At 64.7% G+C, this 20,509-nt stretch carries 20 protein-coding genes; 9 read left to right on the forward strand and 11 right to left on the reverse strand.

Annotated elements, in window-relative coordinates:
• Positions 1 to 3: 3 nt before the first annotated feature.
• Complete coding sequence (gene lptF / locus AC3WN8_RS26890; protein WP_492672586.1) at positions 4 to 1,200, reverse strand: LPS export ABC transporter permease LptF; 1,197 nt, start codon at positions 1,198 to 1,200, stop codon at positions 4 to 6.
• A gap of 130 nt (positions 1,201 to 1,330) precedes the next feature.
• Here lptF and AC3WN8_RS26895 point away from each other — a divergent pair, with 130 nt between their 5' ends.
• From AC3WN8_RS26895 to AC3WN8_RS26905, 3 genes are read left to right on the forward strand one after another with little or no spacing between them, the layout of a single operon-like run.
• The gene (locus tag AC3WN8_RS26895) at positions 1,331 to 1,846 is read left to right on the forward strand and encodes a DUF2141 domain-containing protein (protein WP_492672587.1); all 516 of its coding nucleotides are present in this window, start codon (positions 1,331 to 1,333) and stop codon (positions 1,844 to 1,846) included.
• 7 nt (positions 1,847 to 1,853) lie between these two features.
• On the forward strand, positions 1,854 to 2,828 hold the full coding sequence (locus tag AC3WN8_RS26900; RefSeq protein ID WP_492672588.1) for a diacylglycerol/lipid kinase family protein: 975 nt from the start codon (positions 1,854 to 1,856) through the stop codon (positions 2,826 to 2,828).
• The gene (locus tag AC3WN8_RS26905; RefSeq protein ID WP_492672589.1) at positions 2,825 to 3,682 is read left to right on the forward strand and encodes a hypothetical protein; all 858 of its coding nucleotides are present in this window, start codon (positions 2,825 to 2,827) and stop codon (positions 3,680 to 3,682) included. Before AC3WN8_RS26900 ends, AC3WN8_RS26905 begins: the two co-directional genes overlap by 4 nt.
• Here AC3WN8_RS26905 and AC3WN8_RS26910 read toward each other — a convergent pair.
• The 3 genes from AC3WN8_RS26910 to AC3WN8_RS26920 form a co-directional block, all read right to left on the reverse strand.
• Positions 3,639 to 5,633 carry an ATP-binding protein gene (locus AC3WN8_RS26910; RefSeq protein ID WP_492672590.1) on the reverse strand — a complete coding sequence of 665 codons (1,995 nt, stop codon included), beginning with the start codon at positions 5,631 to 5,633 and terminating at the stop codon, positions 3,639 to 3,641. The two genes, AC3WN8_RS26905 and AC3WN8_RS26910, sit on opposite strands and share 44 nt — an antisense overlap.
• Positions 5,634 to 5,687: 54 nt before the next feature.
• Entirely contained in the window at positions 5,688 to 6,890 is a 1,203-nt protein-coding gene (gene spt, locus AC3WN8_RS26915; protein ID WP_492672591.1) for a serine palmitoyltransferase, read from the reverse strand.
• Between the two features lie 133 nt (positions 6,891 to 7,023).
• On the reverse strand, positions 7,024 to 7,266 hold the full coding sequence (locus tag AC3WN8_RS26920; protein ID WP_492672592.1) for an acyl carrier protein: 243 nt from the start codon (positions 7,264 to 7,266) through the stop codon (positions 7,024 to 7,026).
• 88 nt (positions 7,267 to 7,354) lie between these two features.
• Here AC3WN8_RS26920 and AC3WN8_RS26925 point away from each other — a divergent pair, with 88 nt between their 5' ends.
• Positions 7,355 to 7,915 carry a Pycsar system effector family protein gene (locus tag AC3WN8_RS26925; protein WP_492672593.1) on the forward strand — a complete coding sequence of 187 codons (561 nt, stop codon included), beginning with the start codon at positions 7,355 to 7,357 and terminating at the stop codon, positions 7,913 to 7,915.
• Here AC3WN8_RS26925 and AC3WN8_RS26930 read toward each other — a convergent pair.
• From AC3WN8_RS26930 to AC3WN8_RS26950, 5 genes are all read right to left on the reverse strand, one after another.
• The gene (locus AC3WN8_RS26930) at positions 7,912 to 9,027 is read right to left on the reverse strand and encodes an endonuclease/exonuclease/phosphatase family protein (RefSeq protein WP_492672594.1); all 1,116 of its coding nucleotides are present in this window, start codon (positions 9,025 to 9,027) and stop codon (positions 7,912 to 7,914) included. The two genes, AC3WN8_RS26925 and AC3WN8_RS26930, sit on opposite strands and share 4 nt — an antisense overlap.
• Before the next feature lie 91 nt (positions 9,028 to 9,118).
• On the reverse strand, positions 9,119 to 10,030 hold the full coding sequence (locus tag AC3WN8_RS26935) for an NAD-dependent epimerase/dehydratase family protein (protein ID WP_492672595.1): 912 nt from the start codon (positions 10,028 to 10,030) through the stop codon (positions 9,119 to 9,121).
• Positions 10,027 to 11,175 carry a glutamate 5-kinase gene (proB, locus tag AC3WN8_RS26940; protein WP_492672596.1) on the reverse strand — a complete coding sequence of 383 codons (1,149 nt, stop codon included), beginning with the start codon at positions 11,173 to 11,175 and terminating at the stop codon, positions 10,027 to 10,029. The genes AC3WN8_RS26935 and proB overlap by 4 nt, the downstream gene beginning before the upstream one ends.
• Positions 11,160 to 12,203: a GTPase ObgE gene (obgE, locus tag AC3WN8_RS26945; protein WP_492672597.1), complete on the reverse strand. Its 1,044-nt coding sequence runs from the start codon at positions 12,201 to 12,203 to the stop codon at positions 11,160 to 11,162. The genes proB and obgE overlap by 16 nt, the downstream gene beginning before the upstream one ends.
• A 72-nt stretch (positions 12,204 to 12,275) precedes the next feature.
• The gene (locus AC3WN8_RS26950; protein WP_492672598.1) at positions 12,276 to 12,857 is read right to left on the reverse strand and encodes a TetR/AcrR family transcriptional regulator; all 582 of its coding nucleotides are present in this window, start codon (positions 12,855 to 12,857) and stop codon (positions 12,276 to 12,278) included.
• A gap of 42 nt (positions 12,858 to 12,899) precedes the next feature.
• Between AC3WN8_RS26950 and AC3WN8_RS26955 the strand changes: the two genes are divergently transcribed.
• Positions 12,900 to 13,760 (forward strand): metal-dependent hydrolase, encoded by an 861-nt coding sequence (locus AC3WN8_RS26955; RefSeq protein ID WP_492672599.1) that lies wholly within the window; start codon positions 12,900 to 12,902, stop codon positions 13,758 to 13,760.
• Between the two features lie 55 nt (positions 13,761 to 13,815).
• Here AC3WN8_RS26955 and AC3WN8_RS26960 read toward each other — a convergent pair whose 3' ends face one another.
• Positions 13,816 to 15,609: an aminopeptidase P family protein gene (locus AC3WN8_RS26960; protein WP_492672600.1), complete on the reverse strand. Its 1,794-nt coding sequence runs from the start codon at positions 15,607 to 15,609 to the stop codon at positions 13,816 to 13,818.
• A 155-nt stretch (positions 15,610 to 15,764) separates the two neighbouring features.
• Here AC3WN8_RS26960 and AC3WN8_RS26965 point away from each other — a divergent pair, with 155 nt between their 5' ends.
• From AC3WN8_RS26965 to AC3WN8_RS26975, 3 genes are read left to right on the forward strand one after another with little or no spacing between them, the layout of a single operon-like run.
• Complete coding sequence (locus tag AC3WN8_RS26965) at positions 15,765 to 17,822, forward strand: S9 family peptidase (RefSeq protein ID WP_492672606.1); 2,058 nt, start codon at positions 15,765 to 15,767, stop codon at positions 17,820 to 17,822.
• A gap of 13 nt (positions 17,823 to 17,835) precedes the next feature.
• Positions 17,836 to 18,246: an acyl-CoA thioesterase gene (locus AC3WN8_RS26970; protein WP_492672601.1), complete on the forward strand. Its 411-nt coding sequence runs from the start codon at positions 17,836 to 17,838 to the stop codon at positions 18,244 to 18,246.
• The gene (locus AC3WN8_RS26975) at positions 18,243 to 18,539 is read left to right on the forward strand and encodes a putative quinol monooxygenase (RefSeq protein WP_492672602.1); all 297 of its coding nucleotides are present in this window, start codon (positions 18,243 to 18,245) and stop codon (positions 18,537 to 18,539) included. The genes AC3WN8_RS26970 and AC3WN8_RS26975 overlap by 4 nt, the downstream gene beginning before the upstream one ends.
• Positions 18,540 to 18,575: 36 nt before the next feature.
• On the opposite strand, the gene AC3WN8_RS26980 is transcribed toward AC3WN8_RS26975, so the two are convergent.
• Positions 18,576 to 19,277, reverse strand: coding sequence for an esterase/lipase family protein (locus tag AC3WN8_RS26980; RefSeq protein WP_492672603.1), 702 nt, complete (start codon positions 19,275 to 19,277; stop codon positions 18,576 to 18,578).
• A gap of 188 nt (positions 19,278 to 19,465) precedes the next feature.
• On the opposite strand from AC3WN8_RS26980, the gene AC3WN8_RS26985 reads away from it, so the two are divergent.
• Positions 19,466 to 20,470 (forward strand): histone deacetylase family protein, encoded by a 1,005-nt coding sequence (locus AC3WN8_RS26985; protein WP_492672604.1) that lies wholly within the window; start codon positions 19,466 to 19,468, stop codon positions 20,468 to 20,470.
• The last annotated feature ends 39 nt before the right edge of the window (positions 20,471 to 20,509 follow it).

Here is a 20,509-nt window from a genome sequence, read left to right on the forward strand (position 1 = left end):
GGATCAGGTCTCCGCCCGCCGACGGTTGCGGAACAGGCGCTTGATCGCGGCCCCGAGCTTGGCGGCGCCGCGTTCGAGCGCGCCGATCGGTTGCCCGCCCGGGACATGAGCGATGACGTGATACATCCAGCCGATCAGCGCGGAGAACAGCAGGAAGGGCACCCAGAGCGCGATCAGCGGATCGATCCGGCCAAGTGCGCCCATCCCTTCGGCATATTCGTTGACCTTGTGATAGGTCACCACCATCACGATCGACAGGAAGACGCCAAGCGCCGACGATGATCGCTTGGGCGGCACCGCGAGCGCCACGGCGAGCAGCGGCAGCAGCAACATCATCGCCACCTCGACCAGCCGGAAATGGAAATTGGCGCGCGTCTCGTTGCGCAGCGTCTCCGACGTGCGCGAATCGCGCCCCACCTGGACGAGTTCGGGAATGGTGAGTTCGCGATCAGCACCGCCGCGGCCGCGGAAGGATTCGATCTTGGGCAGGTCGATCGGCAGGTCGTGCGCGCTGAAGCTCAATACGCGCGGCGTACGGAAATTGGGTGCGTCATGGACGAGCACGCCCTGGGTCAGGCGCAGGATGATCGTGTCCGGATCGTCGGTCGCCATGAACTGGCCGGCCTTGGCGGTGGCGGTCACCGATTGGCCGTTGCGGCTCTGGGCCCGGACGAAGATGCCGGAGAGATTGCGGCCCTCGTTGCGGCTTTCCTCGATGCGGAGTGTCAGTCGTCCGCCCAATTTGGTGAACTCGCCGACCTTGATCGAGGCGCCGAGCGCACCCGAACGCAGCTCGAAGCGCAGCCCTTCATAGGCGTAGCGCGCATAGGGCTGGATATAGCCGACGATCGCGAGATTCACGAGCGCGAGCCCGATCGCGTACATATAGGGCACACGCAGCAGCCGGCCATAACTCATGCCCACCGCGCGGAACACGTCGAGCTCGGAACTCGTCGCGATCTTGCGGAAGGCGAGCAGGATGCCGAGCATCAGTCCGATCGGAATGCCGAGCGAGAGATATTCGGGAATCAGATTCGCCAGCATCTGCCAGACCACGCTGACCGGCCCGCCCTCCGACGCGACGAAGTCGAACAGGCGCAGCATCTTGTCCAGCACGAGCAGCATGGCGGCGATCACCAGCGTCCCGAACAGGGGCAGCGCGATCAGCTTGGCGAGGTAACGATCGGTCGAGGTGAGCATTTTCAGATTTCAGACGCCTCGTGACCATGATTTGGCCGCAAACGCAGCCGATCTTGTGATCGTAACAGGGGCTAGACCGGACCAGCCACACCCGTGCGGTGTGGGTATAGCTTCCAGGAGTAACGAGGTCATGTTCAAAGTTTCAGCCGTCATCGCCCTGGCTCTCGGCACGGCCACATTGCCGTTCGCCATGCCTGCAATGGCGGCGCCTATCGGCCCGTTCGCGGCCGCCTGTGCCGGAAACGGCCCGGCGGTGATCGCACGGGTGAGTGGATTGAAGGCGCGTACCGGTACGGTGCGTGTGCAGCTTTATGCGAGCAATCCCGCCACTTTCCTCGAGAAGAAGGCGTATCTCCAGCGCATCGACGTGCCGGCGCGCGCGTCGTCGATGGATATCTGCGTGCCTGTGCCCAAGGAAGGGCGCTACGCCATTTCGGTGCGCCACGACGTCAATGGCGACGGCAAGTCGGATCGCGGCGACGGCGGCGGTTTCTCCGGCAATCCCGACATGTCGCTGATGGACCTGCTGGCCAAGCGCAAGCCGAGTCTGGCCCGGGTGGCCTTCAACGTCGGCGGCGGCACCCAGGTCGTTCCCGTCACCCTGCGTTACGTGCAGGGCCTCTCTTTCCGGCCGATCGCGGCATAGGAGCATCATGGCCTGCGTCGCGCTCCTCTCCAATCCGCGCTCGACGGGCAACCGCGCGTTGCTGCCGCGTGTCAGGAGCTATTGTGCGGGCCGGCCGGACATCTTCCATTACGAAGTCGAGCATGTCAGCCAGATCGGCGATGCGCTGCGTTCGATCGCGCGGGTGAAGCCCAAGATTCTCGTCATCAATGGCGGTGACGGCACCGTCCAGGCGGCGCTGACCGAGCTCTATCACGGCGGGCATTTCGGCGACACGCCGCCGCCCGTCGCGGTGCTGCCCAATGGCAAGACCAATCTGATCGCGCTCGACCTGGGCGCGGTGGGCGATCCGCTGCATGCGCTGGAGCGCGTCGTCGAGCTCTCCAAGTCCGACCTGTCCGATCATATCGTAGCGCGCGAGCTGATCGCGCTGTCGGACGGTCATGCGGGCAGCCGCCCGACGCTCGGCATGTTCCTCGGTGGCGCGGGCCTTGCCGATACGATCCTCTATTGCCGGCATAAAATCTATCCGCTGGGTCTGCCCAATGGGGTGAGTCACGTGCTGACGGCCTTTGCGGTTCTGGTGTCGATGCTGTTCGGCATTCGCACGCGTTTCCTGCCGCCGCGCCCCAATCCGGTGCGCGTGTCGCTGGTCCGCGACGGGCAGTTCCAGGGGCGTTTCTCGCTGCTGATCGTGACCACGCTCGAAAAGATGCTGCTCGCCAGCCGCACCGACGGCGCGGCGGCGCAGCCTGGGCGGATGAAGTTCATGGCGGTCGATGTGGGCGTGCCCGCACTGGCGCGCGCCTTTTTTGCGGCGATCTCCGGCCGGCTGGGTCGCCAGTCGATGAGCGGCGTGCATTTCGAGCGCGGCGATATCGTGCGGATCGAAGGTGTCGGATCGAGCGTGATCCTGGACGGCGAGACGTTCCGTGCGGAGATCGATCATCCGATCGTGCTCACCTCCACGCCTCCGGTGCCCTTCCTCCGCCTGGCGGCGTGACCGATCTCTCCCAATTGATCGAGGCCGAGCTTGCCGTGCCCGTCGATCCGCGCGTCGCGGCGATGGCCACTGCGGTGGCGGCGCGTTATCCGGGCGCCGCGCGCGCCGTGCTGTTCTACGGTTCGTGCCTGCGCACGTCCGAACTCGACGGGCAGATGCTCGATTTCTATCTGATCGTCTCCGACTATCGTGCCGCTTATGGACGGCGCTGGCTCGCGACCGCGAACCGGCTTGTCCCGCCCAACGTCTTTCCGTTCGAACATGATGGGCTCGCGGCCAAATATGCGGTGCTGAGCGAGGCCGATTTCGACGCGCTGTGCGGGCCGGATGCCAGCACGGTTTCGGTCTGGGCGCGCTTCGCGCAACCGTCGCGGCTGGTCTGGATGGCCGATTCCGAAGCGCGGTCGCGTGTCGTTGCAGCGATCGCGCGCGCGCCCCGGACGCTGCTTTCGCTGACGCCGGGCGGCGTCGACCCCGATCCGCTCGATCGCTGGCGGCGCGGTTTCAGCCTGACCTATGGCGCCGAGCTGCGCGCCGAGCGTGGCGAACGGCCGGGATCGATCGTCGATTTCGATCCGGATCGCTACCGGCGCTTCGGTGCGGTGATCGCAATCCCGCCAGAGGATGGGCTGGAGCGCAGGTGGCGGCAGCTTCGCCGCAACGGCAAGCTGCTGACGCTCATCAGGCTGGCCAAGGCGAGCCTGACCTTTGCGGGTGGGATCGACTATCTTGCCTGGAAGGTGAATCGCCACGCCGGCACGCGGATCGAGATTCGGCCCTGGCAACGGCGTTTTCCGATCCTCGGCGCGCTTACTCTGCTGCCTCGGCTGCTGGCGCGCGGGGCGATCCGCTGAGCGCGGCTTCGACGGCCGCCTTGAGCGCGCCGATCGTATAGGGCTTGCGCAACACCGCGTGTCCGCAAAACGCCGCGGCATCGTCGACATCGGCATAGCCGGTGACGAACAATACAGCGAGTTCGGGATAGAGCGGGCCGATTTCGGCGATGAGCTCGGGCCCGGTCATGCCGGGCATGACCACGTCGGTGACGACGATGTCGATTCGCGCGTTCGACGCCAGCAATGCCTTCGCTTCTTCGCCGCTCGTCGCGCGTAGCGTCTCGAAGCCCAGTTCCTCCAGTGCGCCGACCGTGGCGATCAGCACGCGCGGGTCGTCCTCGACGACCAGTGCGACATGGTGGGACGCGAGCGGCCGACTGTCCGCGGCGGCGGGCGTTTCCTCGGCTTCGGGCAGGTCGGTCGCGTAGACATGGTGGCGCGGCAGATAGAGCGAGACGGTGGTTCCGGTCCCCGGGGTCGAAGCGATCGCGATCTCGCCACCCGATTGACGGACGAATCCGAAGATCTGGCTGAGCCCCAGGCCGGTGCCCTTGCCGACCGGCTTGGTGGTGAAAAAGGGTTCGAAGACGCGATCGAGGATCTCGGGCGTCATGCCGGCACCGGTATCGGATACGTCGAGGCGGACATAATCGCCGGGCGGGGATTCGCCGATCTCGTCCGCCGCCAGAGTGACATTGGCGGTGTGGATCGTCAGCCGCCCGCCATGCTCCATCGCGTCGCGCGCATTGACCGCCAGGTTCAGGATCGCATTTTCGAGCTGGTGGCGATCGACCCAGATCGGCCAGAGATCGGGAATCGTCGCGAATTCGAGCTGGACGCGCTCGCCGAGCGTGCGGTCCATCAGGTCGGTCATGCCCTTGACCAGCGCGTCGGGCAGGACCGCCTGCGGCAGCAGCGGTTCCGCGCGGGCGAAGGCGAGGAGGCGGCGGGTCAGTGCCGCGGCGCGGTTGGCGCCTTCCATCGCATTGTCGATGTGCCGCTCGGCATCGGTTGCGTGATTGTGGAGCTTGCGCTTGGCCAGCTCGAGCCCGCCGACCACCACCGCGAGCATATTGTTGAAATCATGGGCGATACCACCGGTGAGCTGGCCCACTGCCTCCATCTTCTGGATCTGACGAAGCTGCGCTTCGGCCTGGGCGCGCTCCGCGGCTTCGGTCAGCAGATGCTGGTTGGCGAGACGGAGTTCGGCGGTGCGTTCGGCGACCGCGGCCTCGAGCACTTCGGCCCGCATCGATTCGGCATCGGCGCGCCTGCGCGCGCGGCGGCGCTGGCCGATCACCTCGATCGTGGTCCAGCCGAGCGCGATCAGCGCCGCCACCAGCAACAGGCCGAGCACTGCAAGCGTGGCGGCAAGGCGATTGGCCTGTTGCAGGAAGCCCTGGGCATCGCCCGCGCGCGTGGCGAGCACCTTTTCCTCGTTGCGGACGATTTCGCGGAAGATCGCCTTGGTGCGGGCGATGCTGTCGGTCTTGCCCGCGGCGAAATAGGCGGAAAGCGCCTGCACCTTCTGGTCGTAATTGAGATGCAGCGCCGCTGCCTCGAGCTCGTCGCTGCGCGTGCGGTAAAGCGCGCGCAGCGCATCGACGAGCGCGGCCTGATCGGGGTTGTCGCGCGCGAGCCGGGCGAGCCGTTCGATCATCACGCCGGTGCGGCGCCATTCGTCGTAGAACTGGCGGGCGATCCGCTTGTCGCTGGCGATGACGGCGCGGCCGAGCACCGCCTCGGCATTCGACATCTGACCCTCGATGCCACGCACCGCGATCATCACTTCGAAACTATGTTCCTGCTGGGCGAGCGCCGTATCGCGCTGCGTGCTGGAAACGCCGAGCATCACGACGAGTCCGGAAAGGCTCGCGACGACAAGTGCCGCCGCGATCCATCCCAGCCAGCGCTGCCAGCCGGAGCGCGGCCCGTCCTCGTTGCCGGTTTCGAAGTCTTCCGCCGCCATCGGGATCAGTCTAGCAAAATGGCCGAAACGACGAAAGTCGCGTGGTCGAGCGGGTCAGCCGATGATCCCGACGGTGCGTCCGGCGGCCGCGAACATCCCGAGGATCTGGTCGACCTGCTCGCTGCTATGCTCCGCGCAGAGCGAGCAGCGCAGCAGCGTCATGTTCGCGGGGGTCGCGGGCGGGCGGGCGAGATTGACGTAGAGGCCTTCGGAGAGCAGCGCTTCCCACATCGCCGCGCCGCGCTCTAGATCGGGCATGATCACCGCGATGATCGCCGATTGCGGCACATCGGTGCCGAGCGTGAAGCCCAGCGCCTTCAGCCCGGCATGGAGCTTGCGGCTATTCTCCCACAGATGCGCGCGCTTGTTGGATCCGTGCATGAGCTTGCGGATCGAGGTGGCGGCGGTCGCGACCACGCTGGGCGGCAGCGATGCCGTGAACACATAGGGGCGGCAGACGAGGCGCAATATCTCGAACTTGGGATGGTTGGAGACGCAGAAGCCACCGACCGTGCCGACGCTCTTGGAAAAGGTGCCGATGACGAAATCGACCTGGTCGAGCACGCCCTGATCCTCGGCGACGCCGCGGCCATTGTCGCCGATGAAACCCATCGAATGGGCTTCGTCGACCAGCACCATCGCGCCGGCTTCCTTGGAGACGCGGATCATCTCCCTGAGCGGCGCGACATCGCCCAGCATCGAATAGACGCCTTCGAGCACGACCAGCTTGCCTGCTTCGGCAGGCAGGCGCTTCAGCCTTTTCTCGAGCGCTTCGATATCATTGTGGCGGAAGGCGACGATCTCGGCGTCGCCCATCTTGCAGCCGTCATAGATCGAGGCGTGGCTGTCGATGTCGAGGATGACATAGTCGCCCTTGCCCGCGATCGTCGAGATGATGCCGAGATTGGCCTGATAGCCGGTCGAAAAGACCATGGCATGGTCCATCGCGTAAAAGTCCTTGAGCGCCTGCTCGACTTCGCGATGGCCCTGATAGGTGCCGTTGAGCACGCGGCTGCCGGTGGTGCCGGCGCCGAATTCGTCGAGCGCCTTCTTGCCCGCGGCGATGACGTCGTCGTCGAACGTCATGCCCATATAGTTGTAGGTGCCGAGCAGGATGGTCTCGCGGCCGTTGCAGACGGCCACGGTCGGGGATTTCACGGCCTCCATGACGAGGCTGAAAGGATCCTTCACGCCGGTCGCGAGCAGCGCTTCGCGCTGCTGGATCAGGGGATCGAATTTGGAGAAGAGGTCGGTCATCGGACTATCCCGTTGTCATCGTCATTCCCGCGAAGACGGGAATCCCGCTGTCCTGCAGGCGATGAGAAGGAAAGAAGAAGCGGAATTCCCGCCTTTGCGGGAATGACGGTCGCGCAGGATTGAGCGGGAGCCATCAGCCCTTCAGCTTGCCCACCGCATCGACGAGCTGGCCGACATTCTCGATCTCGGCCTGCATGTTCATGGTGATGACGATGTCGAATTCGTCCTCCACAGCTGCGACGAAATCCATCACCGTCAGGCTGTCCCATTCGAGGTCGCCGGCGAAGGTCGTGGCTTCGGTCAGGTCGATGCCCTTCTTGTTGAAAGGGGCGATCTGCACCGCGACCGTGTCAAAAATCTGCTGTCTGTCGCTCATCTGAAATCCTTAATCGCGCCTGGCCCGAATGCCAATGGATTGCGGCGGAAAGGCGGCATTTCCGTCGCTTGTAAAGGGCAAAGTCGCCATGCATAGTCGCTGCATGGGGAATGCGCGCGACGAGGCTGAGGAACGGGCGGGGCCGCCCTATTCGCCCAACGCCATCCATCTTGTCCGCACCGCGCAGCAATTGACTCTGCAATTGAGCCAGATGGCTGACCAGAAGGCGTCGATCCTGATGGGGGCGACCTTCGTCGTCTTCACCATCTCTGTCGGGCAGGCACGCAGCGGCAGCTTTTCGATCCCGCTGATGCTGCTTGCCTTTTTCTCCTTCGTGTCGGCGATGCTGGCGGTGTTCGCGGTGCTGCCCTCGGTATCCGGCAAGCCGAAAGGCGAGCCCAATATCCTGTTCTTCGGCGTCTTCACCCGGCTCGACGAAGACGCGTTCGCCGATCGGGTTCTCGATGCGCTTCACGATGAGGAACAGCTCTACCGGCTGATGCTGCGCGACATCCATCAGAATGGACAGGTGCTGCAGGCCAAGAAATATCGCTATCTCGGCCTGGCCTATCGAACTTTCCTCGTTGGCCTGACCGTGACTTTCCTCAGCTTCATCCTGGTCGTGTATCTGGGCTGGAAGCCGGTCTAGGCGGGAATCTCCGCAAGCGCCTTCAGATATTCCGCGGCTTCACTGGACTTTAACCGGACCCAGAGCGGCTTGTGATCGGAAATCTGCCATGTTCGCCAATCCTCTTCGTAATAGCCGGGCAGCTTGTCCGCCGGAACCGCCTGGCCCGCCTTGGATGCGGCAGCATGGGCCTTGTAGTCCTCGAAATCCTGCGGCCTGAAAATGCTTTCATATATGTCGAAAATACCGGCATTGCGCGCCGTGGCGCCGCCGCCGTCGATATAGTCGATCACCGACGGATCAGCGAGAAACGCGATCTGGTCGTAATATTTGGTCCGGTCGAGATTGCTCGGCGCGTCGAGCTTCCTGGGTGTCCTGAAGCCATGCGCTTTCAGTGCCTGCATCGTTTCATGCTCGGGGTGGACGATGTTGAAATCGCCGAGCAGGATCATCGCCCGGCCGCCCTTCTTCGCGTTCAGCTTCGCCAGGCCGGCCAGATATTTGGCGATGCGATCGATCTCCTGGATACGCTCCTGCAGCGCGGCACCGGATGTCTCGCCATAATAGATATGTACCGTGCAGATATCGAATTTGAACCAGCCCGACTGGAAGCGCGCCATGAACGGCGTGCGGCGGAACTGCTTGCCCTTGAACAGCGCCTCGTCGCTGTCGGTGGTCGCGCCGGTCACCAGCATCTGGCTGGGCAGCACGATCTCGCCCGCGATCTTCTGGAACCAGACTTTGCGTTTGTCGAACGCGTAGAGCAGCCGTTCGCCATTGCCGCCGAGCTTGGCATGGGTGACGTCGGTGGCGATGAAATCCCAGTTCGGGCCAAGGATATCCATGATCCGATACCAGTCGTCGAGCTCATTGACCTCCTGCACCGCCACGAAATCGAAGCGCGAGATGATCTCGGCGATATAGAAGAAGCTTTCGGGCAGTCTTTTGCCATGGCCCCACCCGTCGACCTTGCCGAGATCGCGGATATTCCATGTGGCGAGCAGCAGATTCCGTTCGCTGTCCTTGTCGGGAATGTCACGGTCGAGCTGGGCGATCAGGCGCTGGAGATGCGCCACCACGCGTTTTCTGTCGGCGGCGGGAATGCGGGCTTTGAGAAGACTATATTGCGGCATGGGCCGGCCTCCCGGAGCAAAGGGCCACCATCACGCGCATATCATAAGCGGCGGAACTGCGCCGTCCAGACGCGATGCGTCCGTTCCGGCGCTATCCGAGCCAGCCGGCGCGGCGATACCAGGCCGCGGTCGCCTTCAATCCGCCGCGCGTGTTGACATGCGGTTCCCACAGGCCTGCCGGCGGCCGCTTCGTCCGATCGACGGTCCAGTCGGGATGGCAGAAATAATCGACCCGATCGGGGGTGAGCTTGGCACGCGAGCGGCGGATCAACTTGTCGAGCCGGGCGGCCGCCTTGAGCAGCAGCTTGGGCGTCGCGAAGATGGTGACGCGGCGGTCGACTGCCCAGCCGATCGCGCGCGCAAAGCCTTCGTGCGTCCAGCCGTCGGGCGCACCGTCATCGGCTTCGTAGATTTGGGCGATCGAACTGCGATCCGGGGCGAGAGCAAGCAGCAGGCGCGCGAGATCGCTCACTTCGATGACCGAGAGCCGGCCGCCGGGCGGCAGCAGCATCAACCCGCGCCGCGCCATGCGGAAGAGGTCGAGCATCTCGGTATCGCCGGGGCCGTAGATTGCGGGGGGGCGGACCATCGTCCAATCGAGCCCGCTCGCGGCGACGGCGTCCTCGGCGCGTGCCTTGGACCAGCCATAATCCGAAAGCTGCGGCTCGCGCGCGGCCAGCGACGAGACATGGATGAAGCGGCGCACGCCTGCCGCCTTCGCGGCGTTCGCCACCGCCAGCGTACCGTCGATATTGCAGGCTTCGAACGCGGCACGGTTGGCGCCGCTGACCATGCCGGCGACATGGATCACCGCATCGGCGCCGGCGACCAATGTGTCGAGTGCGGCCGGATCGTCGAGCGCACCCGGAATCCAGGTCACGCCCGCACGCGGTTCCTGCGGTTTGCGCACCAGAGCGCGGACCTGATGACCCTGATCGAGCGCGAGGCGAAGCAGCGTCCTGCCGACAAAGCCGGTCGCGCCGGTGATTGCGAGCAACGTCACAGCAGGACCATATGGTCGCAATGGATCAGGGCAGTGCGGGGTGCATAGCCCAGGATCGCGGCGAGCCGGTCCGATCGCTGGCCGACGATGCGTGCGGCGTCCGTCGCGTCATATTCCGCCAGGCCGCGCGCCAATGCCCGCCCGTCCGGCCCCAGCACGTCGATCACGTCGCCGCGCTGGAACTCGCCCGATACCGTGGTCGCGCCAGCCGGCAGCAGGCTCTTGCCCTTTGCCAGGGCGGCGGCGGCGCCCGCATCCACCTGGATAGCACCGGTCACGCGCAATCGCCCGGCAAGCCAGGCCTTGCGCGCACGCTTCGCGCGCTCGGGAACGAACACCGTGCCATGACCGGTTTCGGTGAAGCGGGCCAAGGCGTGATCATGATGGCCCGATGCGATGGCAAGCGTCGTTCCGGCCGCATTGGCGATCTGCGCGGCCTGCAGCTTGGATATCATGCCACCCGATCCCATGCCCGATGCGGTGCCGCCGTCGGCCATTGCGAGGATCTCGGCGTCGATCCGCTCCACACGCTCGACAAAGCGCGCTTGCGGATCGCGCTGCGGATTGGCGGTGTAGAGTCCATCGATATCGGACAGCAGGATCACACCCTGCGCGCCTGCGGCCTGACCCACGCGCGCGGCCAGCCGGTCATTGTCGCCAAAGCGGATCTCCGCGGTCGCGACCGAATCATTCTCGTTGATGACGGGAACGACCCTCAGGTTCAGCAACCGGTCGAGCGTGGCGCTGGCGTTGAGGTAGCGGCGGCGATCCTCGAGATCGTCGAGGGTCAGCAGCATCTGCGCGGCGATCAGATCATGGCTCGCCAGCAGGTCGGACCAGGCCTGCGACAATGCGATCTGCCCGGTTGCGGCGGCGGCCTGCGCATCCTCAAGGCTGGCACGCCCGCCCTTGGGCAGCTTCAGCCGCCGTGCGCCGAGCGCGATCGCGCCCGACGAGACGATCGCGACCTGTTGTCCGGCAGCGTGCGCGGCGGCGATGTCGGCGACCAGAGTGGCCAGCCAGTCGCGGCGGATCGTGCCGTCGGGATCGACGAGCAGCGCGGAGCCGACCTTGACGATCAGGCGCGGGCAGGCGGCGGGCGACAGCGGATTGTCGGTGCGGGCGACGCTCAGACCGGCGACCATTCCCCGTCTCCCCCGTCATCCTCCTTGTGCGCCACCGCTTCGGGCGGATCGATCGCCGCGATCAGCCGATCGAGCACGGCGTCCAGCCCCTGTCCGCTCGCGCCCGACATTGCGAACACTTCGGCGCCGCTTTCCTCCGCCAGTTCGGCGACGAGCGCCTCGGTCAGTTCGTCGTCGAGCATGTCGACCTTGTTGAGCGCGACGATCTCGATCTTGTCGGTCAGGCCCGCGCCATAATTTTCGAGCTCATCGCGCACCGTGCGATAGGCGGCCGCCGCGTCGGGCACATTGGCGTCGACGAGATGGAGCAGCACCTGGCAGCGTTCGATATGGCCCAGGAAGCGGTCGCCGATGCCGGCGCCTTCGGCCGCACCCGAGATCAGTCCGGGAATGTCCGCCACCACGAACTCGCGATCGTGATGCCGCACCACGCCGAGTTGCGGGCGAGTCGTGGTGAAGGGATAGTCGCCGACCTTGGCCTTGGCATTGGTGACGGCGTTGATGAATGTCGATTTGCCCGCATTGGGCATGCCGACCAGACCCGCATCGGCAAGCAGCTTGAGCCGCAGCCAGACCCACATTTCTTCGCCCGGCCAGCCCTGGCCGTGCTGGCGCGGTGCGCGATTGGTCGATGTCTTGTAGCTGGCATTGCCGCGCCCGCCATCGCCGCCGCGCAGGAACACCACCTGTTCGCCCGGCTTGGTGAAGTCGGCAAGCACCTCTTCCTTGTCCTCCGACAGGATCTGGGTGCCGATCGGCACGCGCACCACCAGATCCTTGCCGCCCGCGCCGGTGCGGTTGGAGCCCGCGCCGCCTTTGCCGCGTGGCGCCTTGAAATGCTGGGTGTAGCGGAAGTCGATCAGCGTATTGAGACCGGGCACCGCCTCGAACATGATGTCGCCGCCCTTGCCGCCATTGCCGCCGTCGGGACCGCCATATTCGATATATTTCTCGCGCCGGAAACTGACGGCGCCTGGGCCGCCCGTGCCGGAACGAATGAAAATCTTTGCTTGATCGAGAAAATGCATGGCGTGCGCCTAGCCCAATTCCGCTCCGAAGGGGAGGGGGCGTGGATTCGGACGCTTATGACGGGTTGAAGGTCAGGCCTTCCCCGCCATCGATGCGCGCAATTGCGCCGCCGCGATCTCGCGTGCCTTGTCGCGCGGAAGGCCGAGGGCGCTTGCCATCGGACCGCCGAGCAATGCGTCGCCAAGCGCGGTCAGCACCAGCGAAAGCGTCTGTTCGTGAAGCGGAATCGATCCGTCATGCCCTTCGCCCAGCTCGTCGACCAGCCGATGGATCGCCTCCAATATCGGATCCAGCGCGTCCTCATTGCCCGACAGCAGCATCCAGCTCGCCAGTGCGCCGGCACCGCCGCGGTCGAAGGCGTCGAAGGTGAGGTCGACCACTTCGCGCGGATCATGATCGCCGGCGCGCGAGCGGAGCACCGCCGCACCGATCTCCGCAGTCACCGATTCGGCGAGCGACTTGATCAGCGCTTTCTGAAGACCGGCGGCCGAACCGAAATGGTGGAGCAGATTGGCGTGGGTGCGTCCGATCCGCCCGGCCACGGCTTTCAGCGTAACCGCTTGAGGCCCTGCCTCTATCAGCAGCTCGCGCGCGGCATTGAGCGCGGCGGCGCGGCTGTGCTCGGGGCTCAATCTCTTTTTCACTATTGACATGTATGTCAGTAAGGCCCAGTTGGATGCTCAAGGAGCTTTGGTATGACCCGCGACAAGACACCCACGGACCTGACCATCACCCCCCGCGACCGCCGCTTTGGACGCGGCATGACGCAGCAACGGTGGTGGATGCGCGGCGATCCGATTGCAACGGCTTTCTACAACGCGCTTTCGGTCACCTTCCCGCGCGGCGAGGCATTCTTCGTCGAAAGCGTGCGTGCGTTCCGCGACGGCGTGCCGCCCAAGCTGGAGCGGGAGATCAACGCCTTCATCAAGCAGGAGGTGATGCACAGCCGCGAGCATGTCTCGTTCAACAAGCGCGTGTCCGATGCGGGCTATGAGATCGCGTATCTCGAAAATGTCGTCGCCCAGTCGCTGGAACTGACCAAGGATCGGCCGCAGATCCTGAATCTCGCGGTCACCATGGCGCTCGAGCACTATACCGCGATCATGGCGCAGAAGATGCTCAAGGAACCCGGCTATTGGGAAGGCGCCGATCCCGAACTGGTCGCGATGTGGAAATGGCACGCGATCGAGGAGATCGAGCATAAGGGCGTCGCCTACGACACCTGGCTGCACGCCACGCGCGACTGGTCGCGCTGGAAGCGCTGGAAGGTCAAGACGATCATGATGCTGCTGGTCAGCAAGGAATTCTGGAAGAAGCGCTTCCAGGGCATGCTCTATCTGCTCAAGCAGGATGGCATCGAAGGGCCGCGCGCCGCGATGCGCATCCTCTGGCTCTGGTTCGGCAGCCCCGGCGTCGTCCGCAAGCTGATCCCGTCCTGGTCGGCTTTCTTCCTGCCGGGCTTCCACCCCTGGAATCACGACGATCGCTCGCTGATCGCGCTTGCCGACAGCGATTATGCCGATGCGGTGATTCCGAAGGGCGTGGCGGCAGCCTGATCAGCCCATTGTCATTCCCGCGTTCGCGGGAATGACAATGGGGGTGTGATCGCCCTCAAAGCGGCGCGCACTGCGCTTCCAGCCAGGCCTTCGCCTCGCCGTCGAGCTGCGGGCCGACCACGGCCAGCACCTTCGCATGATAGCCGTCGACCCATTGCCGCTCGGCGGGTGAGAGCATCGTGACATCGATCAGCCGCCGCTCGACCGGGGCGAAGGTCAGCGTCTCGAAGCCCAGCACGGGCTTTTCCGCGCCCGCAATGTCGCGATCCTCGACCAGCACCAGATTCTCGATGCGGATGCCGTATTCGCCGGTCTTGTAATAGCCCGGCTCGTTGGACAGGATCATGCCCGCGCGCAGCGGTTCGTCGGTGCCGGCCTGGCCGCCGGCCGACATGGCGATGCGCTGTGGCCCTTCATGGACGCCCAGGAAGCTGCCGACGCCATGACCGGTGCCGTGCGCATAATCGAGCCCGGCCGCCCAGAGATATTGCCGGGCCAGCGTGTCGAGCTGTCCGCCGCGCGTGCCCTGTGGGAAGATCGCGGTCGCCAGCGCGATATGCCCCTTGAGCACGCGGGTGAAACGATCGCACATTTCGGAGGTCGGATCGCCGATCGCGACGGTGCGGGTGACGTCGGTGGTGCCGTCGCGATACTGCGCGCCCGAATCGACCAGATAGAGCGAGCCGATCTCGATCGGGCGGTTCGTTTCCTCACTCACCCGGTAATGGACGACCGCGCCATTGGGGCCGGCACCCGAGATGGTGTCGAAGGACAGGTCCTCGAGCTTGCCGGTGTCCTTGCGGAACGCCTCCAGCCGGTCGGCCGCCGCCAATTCGGTCAGCCCGCCCTTGGGCGCCTCGACGGAGATCCAGTGGAGGAAGCGGCTGAGCGCCGCGCCGTCGCGCGCCTGGGCGGCGCGCTGGCCGGCGATCTCGACCGGATTCTTGAGCGCCTTGGCCAGCACGGTCGGTTCGCGCAATGCGATCGGCTTCGCGCCCGCCTTGTCGAGTCCGGCGAAGATCGCCGCGACCGCGCGTTCGGGATCGGCGACCACGGCCTTGCCCGTCAGTGCCGCGAAATCCTTCGCGAAAGCCGCCCGGTCGTGCACGCGCACGGCATTGCCGAGATGCTGGGCGACGTCGTCGGCCATCTTTTCGGGGGCGACATAGAGATCGGCGGTCGCATCGGCATGCACCACGGCATAAGCGAGCGCGACGGGCGTGCGGCTGACGTCGCGCCCGCGGATGTTGAAGGTCCAGGCGATCGAATCGAGCGCCGAGAGAATGACGGCGTCGGCCTTGTGCGCGTGCAGCCAGTCCGCAATCTCCTGGCGTTTTTCGCCCGCACCCTTGCCCGTCAGCTCCTGCGGATGGACGACCAGCCTCGCCTTGCTCGGCTCCGGCCGGTCGGGCCACACCGCATCGACCGGATTGGTGTCCACCGGCACCAGTTCGGCGCCCTTTTCCGCGAGCGCCTGTGCCGCCTGATCGGCCCAGGCGCGCGTGTGCAGCCAGGGATCGTAACCGATGCGCGCGCCGGTCGCGGCATGGTCGCCCAGCCACTGGGCGATGCTGGTCTGGGGCACGCCGACATATTGCCAGTGATTGCCGTCGACCTGCTCGCGCACCTGCAGCGTGTAGCGGCCGTCGACGAAGATCGCGGCTTCCTCCGGAAGCACCACGGCCGATCCCGCCGAACCCTGAAAGCCGGTGAGCCAGGCGAGACGCTGCGCATAATCGCCGACATATTCGCTCATATGCTCGTCGGAGATGGGAACGACGAAGCCGTCGAGCCGGTCGCGCTTCAGTTGCTCGCGCAGCGCCTGAAGGCGCGCTTCATGGGTGGACATGGATTGATCCTTGATCTCTAGTGGCTGCGATCAACATAAGGCGATGGCGACCGCCTTGCCACCCGCCGCAACGGGAAATACCAACCATGCGCCTGGCCCCGGCCGCCGCCCTGCTGATCGCGCTCGCCGCGCCCGTTCAAGCCCAGAAAGACACCATGACCGATCCGATCAAGCCCCCCGTCGCCGAACAGCGGCCGCATGCATATACCCGCCACGGCGTCACCATCCAGGATCCCTATTTCTGGTTGAAGGACCAGAGCTATCCCGAAGTGAACGACGCCGACGTGCTCGCTTACGTCAAGGCGGAGAACGCCTATTTCGAAGCACAGATGAAGCCGCGCGCCGCGCTGGTCGAGACGATCTTCCAGGAGATGAAGGGCCGCATCAAGGAGGATGATTCGTCGGTTCCGCAAAGGGACGGCGACTGGCTCTACTGGCTCGCCTATCAGACCGGTGCGCAATATCCGGTCCATTATCGCCGGCCCGTCTCCGGCGGCGCGGACGAAGTGCTGTTCGACGAACCCAAGGAAGCCGAAGGCAAGGAGTATTTCCGCCTCGGCATCCTCGAGGTGAGCCCCGATGGCCGGCTGATGGCTCATGGTGCCGACGACAATGGATCGGAACGCTACACGCTGCGCATCCGCGAGATCGCGACCGGTCGCGAACTGGAGACGGTCAGCACGCAGGTGAACGGCGAAGTCGCCTGGGCAGCGGATTCGAAGAGCCTGGTCTATACCGAGGTCAACGAGCAGTGGCGCGCCTACAAGGCGCTGCACCATGTGCTGGGCGCCGATCCGAAGACCGACAGGGTCCTCTATGAGGAACAGGATATCGGTTTCCAGGTCGGTATCGACGAAACCCAGGATCGCCAGTGGATCATCCTCGCGACCGGCGACAACCAGACCAGCGAAGTGCGCCTGCTGCCCGCGTCGAACCCGCTTGCCGAGCCGATCCTGGTTTCCCCCCGCAAGGTGAAGCACGAATATTCGGTGGATTCGTCCAATGGGAAGCTGTGGATCCTGACCAATGACGAGCATGTGAACTTCCGCCTGGCGGAGGCCGACCCGGCAAATCCCGGAAGCTGGAAGACGGTGATCCCCGGCTCCGATCGCGTCTATCTGACCGGCTTTGCGGCCTTCAAGAAGCACCTCATCCTCTCCGAGCGCGTCGATGGCCTCGATCAGGTCGTGCTGAGGACCTATGACGGCGTGGAAAGCCGTGTCCCGTTCGGGGAAGCGAGCTATTCGGCGGGGCTGTCGAGCAACCCCGAATATGATCCCGACGTCTATCGGCTGTCCTATTCCTCGATGGTGACGCCGCGCACCACCTATGAATATGATCCCGCGACCGGCGGGCTCACGACGCTCAAGGTCCAGGAAATCCCGTCGGGCTACGATCCCAGCCAGTACGAGACCGAACGGCTGATGGTGACGGCGCGCGATGGTGCCAAGGTGCCGGTTTCGGTCGTCTATAAGAAAGGTTTCCGCAAGGACGGCAACGGCAAGCTCTTCCTCTACGCCTATGGCGCCTATGGTTATGCCATCCCGCCCAGCTTCTCGACGGGACGGCTTTCGCTGCTCGACCGCGGCTATGCCTTTGCCATTGCGCATATCCGCGGCGGCGACGATCTCGGCTATAACTGGTATCTGCAGGGCAAGGCGGAAGCACGCTGGAACACCTTCCACGACTTTGCCGATGCGGCGAAGGGGTTGATCGCCGCCAATTTCACCAAGGCCGGCAATATCGCGATCAATGGCGGCTCGGCGGGCGGCGAACTGATGGGCGTCGTCGCGAATACCGATCCCGATCTATGGGGCGCGGTGGTCGCCGATGTGCCTTTTGTCGACGTGCTCAACACCATGCTCGACGACAGCCTGCCGTTGACGCCCGGCGAATGGCCCGAATGGGGCAATCCTATCACCGACAAAAAGGCGTTCGAACTGATCCGCAGCTACAGCCCCTATGACAATGTCGCGGCCAAGGCCTATCCGCCCTTGCTCATCACCGGTGGGCTCAACGACCCGCGCGTGACCTATTGGGAGCCCGCGAAATGGGCGGCCAGGCTGCGCGCCACCAAGACCGACGGGAACATGCTGCTGCTTAAGACCAATATGGGCGCGGGCCATGGCGGCAAGTCGGGCCGGTTCGACAGCTTGCGCGAGGATGCGGAAACCTACGCATTCGTGCTGTGGCAGCTCGGTGATGTGGACTGAGGAGGCCGGTTTCATGGACTTTACCTGGTCGATCACTGCGACCGACGACGACATCGACGAGCTGGGTCATGTCAACAATGCGGTCTGGGTACGCTGGATCCAGGACATCGCTACCGCGCATTGGCGTCATGCCGCGGCGCCCGAGCATGTCGATATCTATGTCTGGGTCGTGGCGCGCCACGAAATCGACTATGTTGGCAATGTCCGCACGGGCGAGACCGTGACGGCGCGGACCTGGGTTCCCGAATGGCCGCGCGGCGCGCGTTTCGACCGGATGATCGAGTTCACCGGACCCGACGGTAAGGTGAAGGTGCGCGCGAAGACGACCTGGGCGATGATCGACAAGGCGACCGGTCGTATCGGCCGCGTACCGCGCGACGTCGCCAGGAACTTCGTTATTGGGGGAGAGGAGGAGAAGCCATGATCATTGTCACCGGCGCAATCCATACCCAGGCGGCAAGCCATGGCCCGATGCTGGCCGCCTGCCTTGAGCATTGTCGCCGTTCCCGATCGGAACCGGGGTGCATCGCACACAATGTCCATGTCGATTGCGAGGATCCGTGCCGGCTGGTGTTCGTCGAGTTCTGGGAGGACGAAGCCGCGCTGCGGACGCATTTCGCGGTGCCGGAAACCCGCGCCTTTGCCGCCTATGCACGGACCAACGCCAACGAGCCGCCGGAGATCGTCATCCACCGCGCCGAGACGGTGCCATTTTAGAGGGTATCGCTTCGATCAATGACGCGGCGTCAGAGCTCAGGCGTCGAGCGCTTCGAAGATCGCGTTGATCGAATCGGGCGATGTCGTGAAGCCTAGATGGCCGCAGCCGACCTGCCAGGTCCGATCGCTTTCATGCGGCAATCCGCGGCTGCAGTCGGGCGAGACGATGCCGTCATTCTCCGACCATAAAGTGTAGGTGGGCACGGGCGGCTTCTCGGTCAGATTGACCGAAAGCGGCCCCTGGTCGACGGGATGGCGATTGATCAGTTCATAGAGGCGCCAGGCATGATTGGCACGCAGGTCGCCCGAAAACGGGCTGCCCATCGTGATCACGCGATCGATCCGGTCGGGCGCGTATTTGGCATATTCGCGGGCGATCAGGCCGCCCAGGCTCCAGCCGATCAGGGCCACGGGCGCATCACATTCGCGCTGGATCTGGTCGATCCGGCGATCGAGCCGTTCGAGAATATCGGCCTTCACACCGTAATTGCGGCCTTCGCCCCAGCCAAAAGTCCGGAAATTCGCGGCCTTCAGCGTACGGCGGAGCATCACCGTCGATCCGTCCGCCGCCAGGAAACCGGGAATCACCATCACCGGGCGGCCATGACCGTCATGGTCTGTCGCCATCGCCGGACCATAGCGCCAGCCGCGGCGCAGCTCGCCGAGCACACGCATTTCGCCAAGCAGCTTGGCGATCGGTGGCGGCGAGGCCGGGAGAGTGAGCGCGATTCGGTCCATGACAAATTTATGACGGTAAAAACCTAACGAAGCCAGTCACAGTTCCGTAACATGAAGGAAATCAATCTGTGATGAATGGGCCGCGTTCGGCGAACACACCGCCGTGGCGGGCCGTTGATCGCCGCGATTGGGCCAATTTCGTGGAAAACCGGTTCACTCTTTTCCGCGCGATGCTTTAGCATGTCGCCATGAAACTGTTCTTCGATCCGCGCGAGCTTGACCACGCGCCCGAGCAGGAGCTGCACAATGGCAGCTTCGTCCCCTATGCCGAGCATCCCGGCCGTGCCCGCAACATGCTGGGCGCGCTTGGCGCGACCGAGCCGCCGCCGGATCGCGGTGAGGCGCCGATCCTGCGCGTCCATTCGGCCGACTATGTCGATTTCCTCAAACATGCGCATGCGCGCTGGATCGATGCGGGCCGCAGTGGCGATGCCGTCGGCTATACCTGGCCGGTCGCGCGCCGCCGCCCGCTCAAGCTCGATCGCATCGATGCGCAGCTCGGCCTGTACAGTTTCGATGCCTCGACGCCGATCACCGCGGATACCTGGGCCAGCGCCTATTGGGGTGCGCAATCGGCGCTGTCGGCGACGCATGACGTGCTCGACGGCGCATCCAATTCATTCGCGCTCTGCCGCCCGCCGGGCCATCATGCCGGCGCCGACTATCTCGGCGGCTATTGCTACATTAACAATGTCGCCGTTGCCGCGCAGGCCGCGCTCGATGCGGGCCGCAAGAAGGTCGCGATCCTCGATATCGACTATCATCACGGCAACGGTACGCAGGACATCTTCTACGATCGCGGCGACGTTCTGTTCGTCTCGATCCATGCCGATCCGGTGACCGACTATCCCTTTTACTGGGGCCATGCCGACGAGCGCGGCGAAGGGGCGGGGGAGGGTGCGACGCTCAATCTCCCGCTGCCACGCGGCACGACGCTGGCGGATTACGAGCCGGTGCTGGACGGCGCGCTTGGTGCGATCGCCGATTTCGGACCTGATCTGCTGCTGGTTTCGTTCGGTGCCGACACGTTCGAGGAGGACCCGATCTCTCAGTTCAAGCTGAAGACGAGCGACTATCCGGCGTTGGCACGGCGCATCGCCGCGTCGGGACTGCCATTGGTGGTGGTGATGGAGGGTGGCTACGCCACCGACGCGCTAGGGCGCAATGTCGCGAGTTTTCTCTCGGGATTTTGAGAGCAATTAGCCCCTCCCTTTCAAGGGAGGGGTTGGGGC

Source organism: Sphingobium sp. FW305-3-2-15-F-TSA7 (genome assembly GCF_058787155.1).